Raw genomic sequence first — 13,566 nt, 5'->3', positions numbered from 1 at the left:
TTATGAATAATTTATTTGAAGAGAATATCGATCCAATGTCGGATTGCTGAAGTATCGTTCGTCCTAAGGTCGTCCAATTCGTCAATTCAGAAGGATCATAACCATGCCGAACACCATACGTTTGCATCGCGTCCTGGCAACCAGCCCGGAAAAGGTCTATCGCGCATTCATCGAGGCGGACGCGCTCGCCAAGTGGCTTCCGCCCAACGGCTTTGTCTGCACCGTGCATCATCTGGAAGCGACAGTCGGCGGCACGTTCAGAATGTCCTTCCGCAACTTTACGACCGGCAAAAGCCACGCCTTTGGCGGCGAATATGTCGAGCTGATCCCCGGCGAGCTGGTGCGCTACACCGACAAGTTCGACGACCCCAACCTGCCGGGCGAAATGGCAGTGACAGTGACGTTGAAGAAGGTCCTGGTCGGAACGGAAGTAAACATAACCCAGGCAGGCGTGCCCGACGTCATTCCGCCTGAAGCCTGCTATCTCGGCTGGCAGGAATCGCTGCGCAATCTGGCAAAGCTCGTCGAACCCGATATCAACGAATAGCGCATCGGGATCGCGGCAAGATCAATCGGAACCGGATCGCGTTGACGATCTTCGCGATCCGGTGATGCATCCAGACCTGCCAATCCGAACGTCTCCCTCCGAGTGGGGGAGATGTTCCAAAGGGACGGAGCGGCGTCAGAGGCGCGGCATATGCCACCGCCTCTGAACGAACCTCACCCCATCACCCTCTCTTCAACTTCGTCTTCCCTTCTTCCACCAGTTTTTGCGCGGCTTCCGCAACCGTGATCTTGCCAAAAGCAAGCTGGTCGGCGACCGGGCGCATCACATTCTGGTCGAATTCTCCGGAACCGAGCGGCGCCGGTGCCGGATAGGCACCGACCTGATCCTTCAGCAGCTCGACATATTTTACCGTCTGCTGCTCGACCGGGTTGAGCGTTGGCAGGATGGCCGCGCGCACGGCCGGCGACATCGGCACACCGCGCTCGACGCCGAGGACCTTGCCGGCATCGAGATCGTTGACGAAGAAATTGATGAATTTCGCGGCCGCTTCGCCGTTCTTGCTGGAGGAGCCCACGCTCCAGATCAACGCCGGGCGATAGTAATGGCCGGAAGGTCCATCCTTCTTTTCGCGCGGCAGCATCGTGATGGCGAGCTTGCTCTTGACCACGAGCTGATAACCGACGAGCTGGTTGGAATAGGCCATGCCGATCGCCGATTTGCCCTGTGCCAGGCAATTGCTCTCAATGGTGTTCTGATCGAGCGTCTGGACGTCGGGCGATACGGTGCCGCCACGCTGGCGGAGATCCTCCCAATAGGAATACCATTCCTTGGCGTCATCGACGCCGAAGCCGAGCCCGCCATCTTCGGAATAGAGGCTCTTGCCGCGCTGGCGCAGCCAGGCATCCAGCACATAGTTGTAACGCGCACCATAGGGGCCGCCCCAATAGGCGCGCTTGCCGGCAGCCTTGGTCAGTTCCACGGCAAGGTCGGCATATTCCGCCCAGGTCGTCGTGGGGCCGGGCGGCGTCAGGCCGGCCTTCTTGAAAACGTCCTCATCATAAAACATCGCGAAGGAATTAAGCCCGAGGCCGACGCCATAGAGCTTGCCGTCGACCGTCGTCAGCTTCAGCACATCCTTGCCGAAACTGTCGACATTCAACGTTGAAGGCACGAACTGATCGAGCGGCATGCAGGCGCCACGCTTCGAATAATCCGAGATCGTGCTCGGCTCAAGCTGGAAGACATCCGCGATGGTCTGGCTCGCCATTCCCGTTGCGAGTTTGGCCCAATAACCGTCGCCGCTGATGCTCTCGCCGACGATGGAAATATCCGGGTTTTTGCTGTGGAACAGCTCGGCGACGGCGACCGTGCGCTTGCCGCGGTCGGGCGAGCCCCACCACATCGCCCGCAGTTGCGTGGAGTCGGCAAAGGCGGGCAGCGAGCCCCCTGCACCAAAAGCAAGACCGGCAGCGGCTCCGGCAGTCCCAATCATGAATGAACGGCGATTCATACGCATGAGATTCCTCCTTCTCTTGCGATGCCCATGGCGCGTTATCCGCGACGACCTCCCGACGCCTTGTGCGGACAAATTCGAGGGCAGGATATGCAATTCGATTGCGTATTGCAATAAACAATCTTTTTCTTGCAAATTTGCATAATTTGCGGAAATATTGCCGCATGAGTGAAGTTCGATCCAAACGTGTCAGGCAAGCCGATATTGCCAGCAGGGCCGGCGTCTCCGTCTCGACGGTATCGCGGGTGCTAACCAATGAGCCTGGAATCAGCGAAGCTATCCGTCAGCAGATCTTCAAGGTGGCGAGCGATCTCGGCTACCCGCTGAAGCCGGCCGCGGAAACCGTGCCGGCCGCGCTCGCGCTGATCGCCAGCGACAGCGCTACCGGCGGCCTGAGCGTCTTTTATGAGGGTATTTTGGAAGGCTTGCGCGCCGGCGCAGCCGAACGCGGCATGCCTTTCGACATTCGCCTCGTCCGCGAAGCCAGGACCACGCCAGACCATATCGGTGAATATCTCCAGGCAGCCGGCGCCGAGGGTCTGTTCCTCGTCGGCATCGATCCCTCCGATGAGCTGCGCATCTGGCTGGAGGACAGCGGCACGCCGGTCGTGCTCGTCAACGGCACCGATGCAAAACTGCGCTTCGATGGCGTCTCCCCCTCGAATTTTTTTGGCGCCTATGCCGCGACGCGACGCCTGATCGATGCCGGCCATCGTCGCATCCTGCATCTGACTGGTTCGCATCGCCAGACCATTCGCGAGCGCATCCGTGGCTTCGAGGCGGCGATGGCTTCCGTCGAAGGCGGTGAAGGCCGCGTCGTGCCCTTGACGTTTAGGGGCAGTGCCAGCACGGAGGCCCATGCCGTCACCACCGCCGTCCTTGCCGAGGATAGCAGCTTCACCGCCGCCTTCTGCATGAACGATTTCGTCGCGGTCGGCGTGCTCGAAGCGGTGATGGAAGCGGGTCTGCGCGTGCCGGATGATTTCGCCATCGTCGGCTTTGACGATCTGCCCTGCGCACTGATGACCAATCCGCGCCTCGCCACCATGCGCGTCGACCGCGCGGCCATCGGACGCGAAGCGATCGGCCTGATGACCGCCCGTTTCCGCGACCGTGAAGCGCCCGCGCGCCAAGTTTGTCATGCCGTCGTCCCAGTCCCTGGCGGCACGCTCCCGCCCGAAACCTGAGCCCGTTTCTTTAGCGGCAACGACCGAAAAAGAGCCAGACCGATGACCTACGACCCCGCCAGCACCAACCCGCTCGCCGGCAATCCGCTGGAAAATCGCACCGACATGCGCCGAGCGCTGATCGACCTGTTCTATCCGCTGCTTCCTTACTTCTCCAAGGGCAATGCCCGTGTCCGTATCGATGCTGCCGGCGCGCATTTCGACCGCGCCGCCGCCGATCTCGAAGGCTTCGCCCGCCCGCTCTGGGGTCTCGCACCATTCGGCGCCGGCGGTGGCGATTTTGCGCATTGGTGCCGCTATGCCGAAGGGATTGCCAATGGCGTCGACCCCGGCCATCCGGAATATTGGGGCACCGTCAACGGCCGCGACCAGCGTATGGTCGAACTCGCCGCCCTTGGTTTTGCGCTTGCCCTAGTGCCGGAAAAGATCTGGGAACCGCTCGATGGCAGAGCGCGCGACAATCTCATTGCCTATCTCAAGCATGCCCGCGCGTTCGATTATGCCGAGAACAACTGGAAATTCTTCCGCGTCCTCGTCGATATCGCCCTCGACCGGCTCGGTGCGGCGTTCGATCGCAGCCTGACGGAAGAATATCTCAGGGAATTGGACGGGTTCTACATTGCTGACGGCTGGTATCGCGACGGCAATATCAGGCGCGTCGATCACTACATTCCCTTCGCCATGCATTTTTACGGGCTGATCTATTCCAGGCTCGTCGATGACGACCGCGCCAAGCGCTACCGCGAACGCGCCGTCCTCTTTGCCAAGGATTTTCGCCACTGGTTCGCGCCCGATGGCGCCACCGTGCCCTTCGGCCGCAGCCTCACCTACCGCTTCGCCTGCGCCGGCTTCTGGTCGGCGCTGGCCTTCGCCGATGTCGAGGCCCTGCCCTGGGGCGAGATCAAGGGGCTCTGCCTGCGGCACCTGCGCTGGTGGGCTGACAAGCCGATCGCCAATCGCGACGGTACGCTGCCGATCGGCTACGGCTATCCCAATCTTCTGATGTCGGAAAACTACAATTCAGCCGGCTCCCCCTATTGGGCCTTCAAGGCTTTCCTGCCGTTGGCGCTCCCCGAGGCGCATCCCTTCTGGACCGCCGAGGAAAAGCCGCATGTCGCCGAGCCGGCGATCGTGCCGCTCAAGCACCCCGGCATGGTGATGATGCATGGCAAAGCGGATGTCGTGGCGCTGTCCTCAGGCCAGGAAAACCTGCAGATGCGCTTCGGGTCGGAAAAATACGCCAAATTCGCCTATTCCGCCCGCTATGGTTTCAGCGTCGAAAGCGACGAGCGTGCCTTTGCCGGCGGCGCTTTCGACAGCATGCTCGCCTTCAGCGACGATGGCCTCCATTATCGTGTTCGCGAAACCAATGAAGAGGCGAAGCTCGCCGGCGATACGCTTTACGCCAAGTGGTCCCCCTGGCCTGACGTCACCGTCGAAACCTGGCTGATCGCCGCGGCACCCTGGCATATCCGCCTGCACAAGATCACCACGCCCCGCCCGCTACAGACGGCCGAAGGCGCTTTTGCCATTGCTAGGCGGGATTTCGAGGCCGATACGCTGGCTTCGCAAAAAGGTGCTGCCTATGTTGTCGGCGAGGCGGATTTCAGCGGCATTCTCGATCTCGGTTCGACCATCCCGCGCGACGGCCTGGCGCAGAAAGCGCCGCCCAACACCAATCTGATCGTTGCCAAGACGCTGGTGCCGCAACTGCGCGGGGCGATTCCGGCAGGCGAAACCATTCTCGTTTCCGCCATCCTGGCAGAGCATGACCCCGCTGCCCTCTCAGGCGCCTGGACGAAGCCGCCCACTAAACCCGATCTCGATGGCTTGCGCGCACTGATCGCCGAAAAAGGCGTCACCGTCAGCGCCATCGACGTGCCGGGACGACCGGCATGACCCAATCGTCCCCAGACCGCCCCGCCATCGCATTCGCCATGCAGCCCGCGCGGACGCAGCATGTCCTGACGCCCGGGCTGATGCAGCGGCTCGACGTGATCGGCCGCGTATTGGACGCCGCGCCAATGGAGCGCTTTGACGACGAAAGAGCACGAAAGCTGCTAAGCGAGACGGAGATCCTGATCACCGCTTGGGGCTCGCCGCATATCGACGCCGCCGCATTGGCGCAGGCGCCGCATCTGAAACTGGTGGCGCATGCGGCCGGCACCGTGAAGGGGCTGATCGAGGACAGCCTGTTCGCCAGGGGCATATCGGTAAGCCATGCGGCACAGGCCAATGCCCTGCCGGTCGCCGAATTCACCCTCGCCGCCATCATCTTCGCCGGCAAGCAGGTCTTCCGCTTCCGGGACGTCTATGTCGCTGACCGTCATCGCAACCGCACGCAGCCGATGCAGAGCCAAGCGATCGGCAATTACGGCCGAACGGTCGGCATTATCGGCGCCTCGCGCATCGGCCGGCGGGTGATCGAATTGCTGGCGCCGTTCGACTATAGGATCCTGCTTTACGATCCGATGGTCGGAGAGGCGGAAGCACGGCAACTCGGCGTCGAGAAGACCGAACTCGACCTCCTGATGGCGCGGGCCGACATCGTCTCGCTGCACGCCCCATCGCTGCCGGCGACACGGCATATGATCGACGCCCGCCGCCTGTCGCTGATGAAAGACGGAGCCACTTTCATCAACACGGCACGCGGCGCGCTGGTCGACGAGGCCGCCCTGCTCGCAGCACTGAAGACTGGCCGCATCGACGCGATCGTCGACGTCACCGATCCCGAAATTCCGGAGGCAAGCTCAGCCTTCTACGATCTGCCGAATGTCTTCCTGACGCCGCACATTGCCGGCGCCGTCGGCCTGGAACGCACCCGCCTCGGCGAGATGGCCGTCGATGAAGTCAGCCGGTTCATCGAGGGAGAGCCGTTGCTCTACGAAATCCGCCGCGAGGACCTAGCGCGCATGGCGTAAAGCCTCGGAATCATCACCAAACCGCCTCATTTCGGCACATGCGGAAAACCCGTTTTTAATCATTCTGGGCTAGCAATCTCTTCAGCGAAGAGGTTCTAGTTATGCGTACCCGTATCATCTCCATAGCCGCTGTGCTGCTGCTCGGAATGCTAGCAGGCTGCGCCACCGCACCGTCCCATACCCGCAATGTCTGCGCGATCTTCGATCAGCGCGACGGCTGGTTCAACAATTGGCAGCGCGCCGCCGAACGTACGGAACGGGAATACGGCGTGCCGGTGCCGATCCTGATGGCGACGATTTACGCCGAATCCGGCTTCCAGCCGCATGCCCGGCCGCCGCGCCGGAAACTGCTCGGCTTCATTCCCTGGACGCGACCTTCCAGCGCCTATGGCTATTCTCAGGCTCTCGACGGCGCCTGGGATCACTATCAGCGCGACACGGGCCGCTGGGGCGCACGCCGCTCCGACTTCTCCGACGCGATCGAATTCATCGGCTGGTATCACGCCCAGAGCCATCTGCGGAACGGCATCCCACTTAACGATCCCTATAATCTTTATCTGGCTTATTATGTCGGTTGGAAGGGCTATCAGCAGGGAAGCTGGCGCGGCAATGGCGACCTGCAGCGCACGGCGCAGAAGGTCGCCAACATGTCCGCGCTCTATGCCTCGCAGTTGCGCAATTGCAATTGAGCCTCAGCGGTTTTGCTTTTCCATGAAAAGTTAAGCCGCTCTAAGGCCGCGCCTCGAGCAGGTTGAGCCCGTCATCCTGACCCCAGATATCGGCGATCGATACCTGCTGGCCGGTCCGGCTGCTTTCCAACGCCGCGATGCCGCAGAGAACCGAAAGCGCGCCCGCGCGTGAACCGGCGCGCTGTCTCAGTTCGTCGTTTGGCCCGGACCGCAGCAGCATGTTGCGCAGCCGGTCGTCGCCGCCGTAATGGCCGCCCGAGGAATAGGGCACCCAGATGCGCTCGACATCACCGAAATTCTTCATGACGACGATTTCGTCGGCCGGCGGCGTCGTCCAATGCTGCTTTTCGTATTGCCGCAGCTCGATACGCCCCTTGTGGCCGTTGAAGGCAATATGGTGGCCTTCGATCGGCATATAGGTGTTCAGCGAATAGGAGACGTTGACGCCGTTGCGATAGCGGATCGAGGCGACCATGGTGTCGGGAATGTCGATATCCTCGCGGAAGACGCAGGCATCGCGAACATAACCATCGACCGTCGACGGGTCTTCATAGAGGCTTTCGAGCAGCGGCGTGGCGCTGATATCGAGATAATAATCGCACTCGTCCTTATACCGACAGGTGCGACAGCGCTCACCACGGAAGGGGCCTTTGCGACCATAGTGCTTGAGATCGGCAAAGGCAGACACGGTTTCCGGATCGGAATCGAGGTACCAGTTCAGAAGATCGAAATGGTGCGTCGCCTTGTGAACGAAGAGGCTGCCGGAATTTTCGACAAAGGCGTGCCAGCGCCGGAAGTAATCGGCGCCATGACTGGTGTCGAGATACCAATGAAAATCGACCGAGGTCACATCGCCGATAACGCCGGAATTGATGAGTTCCTTGATCTTCGCCGCCGTCGGCGCGAAACGATAGTTGAAGGACACGTCGACCCGCTTGCCCGTCCGAGCCTCGGCATTAAGAATACGCTTGATCTTGCCGACCGTGGTCGTCATCGGCTTTTCACTGATGACATTGGCGCCTGCTTCCAGCGCTTTGACAATTTGATCGTCATGGGTGGAATCGCGGGTGCAAACGATGACGAGATCGGGCTTTTCGACCCGCAACAGCTCGTCGAAATCGGTATAGACCGCCACGGAGGCGCCGATATAGTCCAGCGCACGCCTGGCCCGCATCGCGTTGAGATCGCAGACGGCGACAAGTTCGACCTCATTGCTCCAGCGCTCGACCAGATCCTTGCCCCACATGGTCGCGCCGCGATTGCCCGTGCCGACCAGCGCATAGCGCTTCTTCGATGACGACTGCATGTTTCTCCTCCAGAGTCTGCAATAACGATGGTCAGGTTGGTCCGGCTCGACCGCACCTTTTGCGTGGCCCCTCACCCAACCCTCTCCCCGCACAGCGGGGTGAGCGGGTTTATCATGCATGATATTGCCTCGATCCGAGTGGTTGGATCGGTTGGCTTGCTCCGTAGTCCCTTCTCCCCGTCCGAACGGGGAGACGGCTAGGGTGAGGGGCCATGCACGACAGCGCGTCAAAAACGGAGCATGCCTGGCCATTACCGAAATCTTATGTCGGCGGCGTCTCCATCGCGCTCCAATCCGGCTCGACGGATGAACCGAGGCCGATCGCGCCGATCACCGAACCGATGGCGATCCTTCCACCCTCGATCCTCAATCGCGTCCGCCCGTTTCGAACGGCGTAGAGATCGGCATGATCCCGTGCGAAAGCCGCCTGCTCAGCCTGGGGTGCGCCGGCCATGCCGTCGACATAGTGGTGGCCGTTCCGCTCGATATGCGTCATGCCGATCAGCGAGGCGAGCGCCAGATCCTGTTGTACGGCGAGACCGCCCTGTGTCGTCAGGTCCTCTGCCGACATGAAATAGGCCACACCGTCATCGGCGCTCCACTTGGCGACGCGCGCCCGGTTCAGCAGCGAACGATAAAAACCCTTGCAGGATTTAGAGGAGATGCCGGTATAGCCAAGCCGTCTGGCGGCAACGAAAGCGTTGATATCGGCATCGGATTCATCGATCTCGACAGGCTTGAAGGCCGCAAGCGCCGTGACCGGCTTCTCGAAGGCGTAAGCGCGGGCGATCGGCTGCTCGACAAACAGGATCGAAGCCGCAAAACGGGCAAGCCGCGGTTCGGCCTGGATGCGCGTCAGCAGATCGGCGACCGCCTCGGCGGACGCGAATTGCTCATTACCGTCAAGCGTCACCGAATAAGCCGGCATTTTGGCATCGATGACAGCGGCAATGCGGCAGAGACGGTCGATATCAGCATCGGGAACGCCCGATACCTTCACCTTGAAGAAGGTCAGGCCATAAGCATCGATCGCCTCTTCAAAACTTTCCGGCAGGCCGTCATTCAAACGGTCGGCGGCCGGGATGTCGCCCGCTCGGATAGCATCGACCAGACCGACCGTGTGCCGCGCGGCGAGGCTTTCGACCGGCGCCAATCCCTTGAGGAAAGCCGCCAGGTCGAAGCCCGCCAGATCGGGCGCCGTCGATACATCGATGCCGGGGCGGTTGGCTCTGATCGCCTGCGCAACCGTCAACCCTTCCAGCCGGCAGAGCGCATCGAGAACCGCCCTGTTGGCGAGCGCCAGGCCGAAGGACGCGACCAGTCCGTTCAGCCCCTCGGCGGCTGCCCGCGTATGGTGCACCGCTTCGACGGCCGCATGCAGCGCGAAAGCCGTGCCCAATCCCGCATTTTTCAGGGCGTCGAGAGCCAGCGCCAGCGAGCGGCGAAGCTGGTTTTCATTGTCGGTATTGGAGAGTTCCGGCGATTTATCGAACCATTTCGGCACCATCAGCTCGGCAGCCATGCCACTTGCCGAACCCCCACGGGCATCTTCGATGCGGACGCGCAGAAAAATCTGCCGCGCCTCCCGCAGCGTCGCCGCGCCGAAGCGGAAAGGAAGCCGCAATGTCACCGGCCGCTCGAAGGTCTCGGCCTCGACAAGTCTGATTTTCAACGGTTCGGTCATATTTCAGATGGCTCCTGTGATCGTCAGGCAAGTCTGCCTATGCCGCACATTTGCGCCTGGCCCCTCACCCCAGCCCTCTCCCCGCAAGCGGGGCGAGGGAGTTCTGTCGTGCCAACCCTTCGCTGTTCCGCTAAGGCAAACACCGCTTTGCTCGGTCGTCCCCTCTCCCCGCTTCGGCGGGAGAGGGCTAGGCTGAGGGGCCATGCACATAGATGCAGCACCCACGAGATATCCTGACCATCCCGATATTTGGGAAGCCACCATCCCTCAAATCTCCAGCGGCTCGACATCCAGCCAGCGGCGCTCCGCCCAGCTCTTCAGGCCGAGAGAGGCGAGCTGCACGCCCTTGGCGCCTTCCGTCAGCGTGTAGCGCCAGGGCGCGTCTTCGAGCACATGGCGCAGAAACATCTCCCACTGGATCTTGAAGCCGTTGTCGTAAACCTGGTTGTCCGGCACTTCGTCCCAGGTGTTGTAGAAGTCGATGGTCTGCGGTTGGTCCGGGTTCCAGACCGGCTTCGGCGTGTTGACACGGTGCTGCGTCCAGCAGCGTGTCAGCCCCGCCACGGCCGAGCCATGCGTGCCGTCTACCTGGAACGTGACGAGATCGTCGCGGCGCACACGCACCGCCCAGGAGGAATTGATATGGGCGATGATGCCGCCCTCCAACTCGAAGGTGGCATAGGCCGCATCATCGGCATCGGCGACATAATGCCGGCCGGCTTCGTCCACGCGTTCGGGAATATGGGTGGCGCCGAGGCAGCTAATCGCCTTCACCGGCCCGAAGAGATTGTCGAGCACATAGCGCCAGTGGCAGAGCATATCGAGGATGATGCCGCCGCCGTCTTTCTTGCGATAGTTCCACGACGGCCGCTGCGCCGTCTGCCAGTCGCCTTCGAACACCCAGTAGCCGAACTCACCGCGCACGGAGAGGATCTTGCCGAAGAAACCGCTGTCGCGCAGCATGGCGATCTTGCGAAGGCCGGGTAGGAACAGCTTGTCCTGCACGACGCCGTTCTTCAGGCCCGATGCCTTGGCCTTGCGGGCGAGCGCAATCGCAGCGTCGAGGTCGTCGGAGATCGGCTTTTCGCAATAGATATGCTTGCCGGCATCCAGCGCCTTCGAAATCAGCTCGGCGCGCATCTGCGTCGTCGCCGCATCGAAGAAAATCGTGTCATTAGGGTCGGCAAGCGCACCGTCGAGATCGGTGGTCCAGCGCTCAATACCGTATTTACGGGCAAGCTCTTCCAGCCGCGCCGCATTGCGGCCGACAAGGACCGGATCGGGCATGACGCGCTCGCCGTTCGACAACAACACGCCGCCTCCGGCGCGGATCGCCACGATCGAGCGGATGAGATGCTGGTTCAGCCCCATGCGTCCCGTGACGCCGTGCATGATGATACCAACGCGCTTCATGATCCCTCCTGAATTTCTGAGCCGACTCCCTCCAGAGTCAGGAAAAGCAAAGGCTTGGTCGATCAGCCAATGTAACTATATAGTTACACGATCGCGCGATACGTCCGGATTTGTCAATCGCCTTTCGAAAATTTCTCGTGATCGCCGGAGCGCCGCGAGTTCATGCTAAGCCCTGATCGAAGCCAAGGTCACCGAAACGATATGCTCGCCCCAGGCTTTCAGCGCCGCCGGGGCCGTCAGCTTGCGGGCGAAAATCGTCGACAGCGTATGGCGATTGGACAGGTAGAAGAACCCGAGCGCGGCGATGGTAAGGTAAACCGACACCGGGTCGATGGCCGGCCGGAAAATGCCGGCTGCTTCACCTCGTCGCAGTACGTCGGCGAGTTCGCCGATGAAGTGCGAATGCATCGCCAAGATCTTGTCGGAACGTTTCAGATAGCGCGCTTCATGCAGGTTTTCGGTAACGAGCAGGCTCAAAAATTCCGGATGCTCAAGGAAATGATGCCAGGTGAAAAGCGCAAGTTCGCGCATCCCTTCCTCGGGATCACGGCGCGCAAGGTCGAGATTTTTCTCGGCATTGCGGATTGCCGCATAGGTGGCTTCCAGCACGGCGACATAGAGCCCCTCCTTGTCGCCGAAATAGTGATAGAGCATGCGTTTGTTGGTCTGCGCCCGAGCCGCAATCGCATCCACCCTCGCGCCACCGAAACCGTGAGCGGCGAATTCCTCCGTCGCCGCTTCCAGGATCATGGCATGGGTGCGTTGCGGATTGCGCGGCACCTTCGCCGGCCTCGTTTCCGCATTCCCGTAAGCGCCGGCTTTCGCTGGTTTTTCAGTTCCTTGCGTCGCTCTGGTCACCATGGACATTCCTCCTCCCCGATCTATCTCTTCCGCAACGGACCTCTCCAGCCTCAGCGCAGGTCGTTTGATTGTGACACGATTGGCGCTTGACAGCGGTCGCGTTTCTATCCAACTTGTAACCAAATAGTTATATCATGCAAAAGCAGTTCGTAAATCACCGGTTAACTGGGGAGGAGACCAGGATGACTTTGACGATCGATCGCCGGCAGTTGCTTGCCGGCATGGCAGCGACGCTAGCTTTCAGCGGTATCGGACTTAACCGCGCCAATGCGGCAACCTCCATGCGCCTTCTTTGGTGGGGATCGAAGGAGCGAAGCGATCGCACGTTTGCGGCAGTGAAGGCCTATCAGGCCAAGAACCCGGACGTCACGATCGCCGGCGAATCCTTCGGCTGGGACAGCTACTGGACGCGTCTTGCCACGCAGACCGGCGGCGGCAATGCGCCCGACCTCATTCAGATGGATTATCGCTACATCTTTGAATATGCCCGCCGCGGCGCGTTGCTCGACATGACGCCCTATCTCGGCAAGAGCCTGGCGATCGAGGATTTCGGGGCTCCCAATATCAATTCCGGCAAGGTCGATGGCAAGATTTACGGCGTCAATCTCGGGGTCAATTCCTCCATGGTCGTCGTCAATGTGGCAGCCTGGCAGGAAGCCGGCGTCGAGCCGCCGCATGACGGCATGACCTGGGAGCAGCTCGGCGAGGCCTGCGCCAAGGTCACCGCCGCCAAGAAACGCCGCGGCTTCTACGGCACCGCAGATCAGAGCGGCGGAGAGCCCGACTTCGAATGCTGGCTGCGCCAGCGCGGCAAGGCGCTCTATACGAGCGACGGCAAGCTCGGCTTCGAGGCCAAGGATGCCGCCGAATGGTTTTCCTTCTGGGACCATCTGCGCGAAATCGGCGCCTGCGTGCCGGCCGACGTGCAGGCGCTCTACAAGCAGACCCTCGAGACTGACATGCTGGTGACCAAGAAGGCGGCCGTCAGCTACGCCTTTTCCAACCAGTTCGTCGCCATTCAGGGCCTCGTCAAGGAAAAGATCGACCTGATCGCCTATCCCAGCGACCCCGGCAGCAAGCCCGGCCAGTATCTGAAACCCTCGATGCTGATGTCGGTTTCGGCAACCTCCGCAAACAAGGACGCCGCCGTCGCCTTCGTCAATTATCTCGTGGAAGATCCAGAAGGCGCAAAGATACTCGGCGTAGAGCGCGGCGTTCCCGCCTCCCCGAAGATCCGCGATCTGCTGACGCCGGATCTCGATGCGACAAGCAAACAGGTTGTCGACTACATCGGCCGATTGACGCCGAAGGTCGGAGCACTCCCGCCGTCTCCGCCGAACGGTGCCGGTGAAAATGCATTCCTGCTGAAGAAAATCGCCGAGGAAGTGGCTTTCGGCAAAACCAGCGCGCAGGACGCTGGAGCGAAGTTCACCGAACAGGCGGCGGCAAACATTACGCGAGGCTGATACCGTGGGTACAAACAG

General features: G+C 61.2%; 11 protein-coding genes. 6 read left to right on the top strand and 5 right to left on the bottom strand.

The window, feature by feature from the left end; translation table 11 throughout:
* Positions 1-103 precede the first annotated feature (103 nt).
* Positions 104-547 carry an SRPBCC family protein gene (locus PH547_RS11650; RefSeq protein WP_283048008.1) on the top strand — a complete coding sequence of 148 codons (444 nt, stop codon included), beginning with the start codon at positions 104-106 and terminating at the stop codon, positions 545-547.
* Positions 548-728: 181 nt separating this feature from the next.
* Here the strand turns inward: PH547_RS11650 and PH547_RS11645 are convergent, their stop codons facing one another.
* Positions 729-2,024, bottom strand: coding sequence for an ABC transporter substrate-binding protein (locus PH547_RS11645; RefSeq protein WP_285168295.1), 1,296 nt, complete (start codon positions 2,022-2,024; stop codon positions 729-731).
* Between the two features lie 161 nt (positions 2,025-2,185).
* Between PH547_RS11645 and PH547_RS11640 the strand changes: the two genes are divergently transcribed.
* From PH547_RS11640 to PH547_RS11625, 4 genes are all read left to right on the top strand, one after another.
* Positions 2,186-3,208 (top strand): LacI family DNA-binding transcriptional regulator, encoded by a 1,023-nt coding sequence (locus tag PH547_RS11640; RefSeq protein ID WP_283048011.1) that lies wholly within the window; start codon positions 2,186-2,188, stop codon positions 3,206-3,208.
* A 42-nt stretch (positions 3,209-3,250) separates the two neighbouring features.
* The gene (locus PH547_RS11635) at positions 3,251-5,107 is read left to right on the top strand and encodes a DUF2264 domain-containing protein (RefSeq protein ID WP_285168294.1); all 1,857 of its coding nucleotides are present in this window, start codon (positions 3,251-3,253) and stop codon (positions 5,105-5,107) included.
* Positions 5,104-6,129, top strand: a complete 1,026-nt coding sequence (locus PH547_RS11630; protein ID WP_104824781.1) for a hydroxyacid dehydrogenase — start codon at positions 5,104-5,106, stop codon at positions 6,127-6,129. The genes PH547_RS11635 and PH547_RS11630 overlap by 4 nt, the downstream gene beginning before the upstream one ends.
* Before the next feature lie 101 nt (positions 6,130-6,230).
* Complete coding sequence (locus tag PH547_RS11625) at positions 6,231-6,818, top strand: transglycosylase SLT domain-containing protein (protein WP_104824782.1); 588 nt, start codon at positions 6,231-6,233, stop codon at positions 6,816-6,818.
* Between the two features lie 40 nt (positions 6,819-6,858).
* Here the strand turns inward: PH547_RS11625 and PH547_RS11620 are convergent, their stop codons facing one another.
* The 4 genes from PH547_RS11620 to PH547_RS11605 all read right to left on the bottom strand — a co-directional run bounded on the left by PH547_RS11620 (position 6,859) and on the right by PH547_RS11605 (position 12,082).
* Positions 6,859-8,124: a Gfo/Idh/MocA family protein gene (locus PH547_RS11620; protein WP_104824783.1), complete on the bottom strand. Its 1,266-nt coding sequence runs from the start codon at positions 8,122-8,124 to the stop codon at positions 6,859-6,861.
* A 262-nt stretch (positions 8,125-8,386) separates the two neighbouring features.
* Positions 8,387-9,808 carry an enolase-like domain-containing protein gene (locus tag PH547_RS11615; protein ID WP_104824784.1) on the bottom strand — a complete coding sequence of 474 codons (1,422 nt, stop codon included), beginning with the start codon at positions 9,806-9,808 and terminating at the stop codon, positions 8,387-8,389.
* Between the two features lie 267 nt (positions 9,809-10,075).
* Positions 10,076-11,221 (bottom strand): Gfo/Idh/MocA family protein, encoded by a 1,146-nt coding sequence (locus tag PH547_RS11610; RefSeq protein WP_104824785.1) that lies wholly within the window; start codon positions 11,219-11,221, stop codon positions 10,076-10,078.
* A 165-nt stretch (positions 11,222-11,386) separates the two neighbouring features.
* The gene (locus PH547_RS11605) at positions 11,387-12,082 is read right to left on the bottom strand and encodes a TetR/AcrR family transcriptional regulator (protein WP_104824786.1); all 696 of its coding nucleotides are present in this window, start codon (positions 12,080-12,082) and stop codon (positions 11,387-11,389) included.
* 182 nt (positions 12,083-12,264) lie between these two features.
* Between PH547_RS11605 and PH547_RS11600 the strand changes: the two genes are divergently transcribed.
* Positions 12,265-13,548, top strand: coding sequence for an ABC transporter substrate-binding protein (locus PH547_RS11600; protein WP_104824787.1), 1,284 nt, complete (start codon positions 12,265-12,267; stop codon positions 13,546-13,548).
* The last annotated feature ends 18 nt before the right edge of the window (positions 13,549-13,566 follow it).

The organism is Rhizobium cerradonense (assembly GCF_030182455.1).
Taxonomy (GTDB): domain Bacteria; phylum Pseudomonadota; class Alphaproteobacteria; order Rhizobiales; family Rhizobiaceae; genus Rhizobium.
Note: the sequence above shows the minus strand (reverse complement) of the source record. Positions and strands in the feature narration are given on the sequence as shown.

Excerpts from the sequence above, each read along its gene's own strand:
- PH547_RS11650 (WP_283048008.1), top strand. The coding sequence starts at position 104 with ATGCCGAACACCATACGTTTGCATCGCGTCCTGGCAACCAGCCCGGAA.
- PH547_RS11645 (WP_285168295.1), bottom strand. The coding sequence starts at position 2,024 with ATGCGTATGAATCGCCGTTCATTCATGATTGGGACTGCCGGAGCCGCT.
- PH547_RS11640 (WP_283048011.1), top strand. The coding sequence starts at position 2,186 with ATGAGTGAAGTTCGATCCAAACGTGTCAGGCAAGCCGATATTGCCAGC.
- PH547_RS11635 (WP_285168294.1), top strand. The coding sequence starts at position 3,251 with ATGACCTACGACCCCGCCAGCACCAACCCGCTCGCCGGCAATCCGCTG.
- PH547_RS11630 (WP_104824781.1), top strand. The coding sequence starts at position 5,104 with ATGACCCAATCGTCCCCAGACCGCCCCGCCATCGCATTCGCCATGCAG.
- PH547_RS11625 (WP_104824782.1), top strand. The coding sequence starts at position 6,231 with ATGCGTACCCGTATCATCTCCATAGCCGCTGTGCTGCTGCTCGGAATG.
- PH547_RS11620 (WP_104824783.1), bottom strand. The coding sequence starts at position 8,124 with ATGCAGTCGTCATCGAAGAAGCGCTATGCGCTGGTCGGCACGGGCAAT.
- PH547_RS11615 (WP_104824784.1), bottom strand. The coding sequence starts at position 9,808 with ATGACCGAACCGTTGAAAATCAGACTTGTCGAGGCCGAGACCTTCGAG.
- PH547_RS11610 (WP_104824785.1), bottom strand. The coding sequence starts at position 11,221 with ATGAAGCGCGTTGGTATCATCATGCACGGCGTCACGGGACGCATGGGG.
- PH547_RS11605 (WP_104824786.1), bottom strand. The coding sequence starts at position 12,082 with ATGGTGACCAGAGCGACGCAAGGAACTGAAAAACCAGCGAAAGCCGGC.
- PH547_RS11600 (WP_104824787.1), top strand. The coding sequence starts at position 12,265 with ATGACTTTGACGATCGATCGCCGGCAGTTGCTTGCCGGCATGGCAGCG.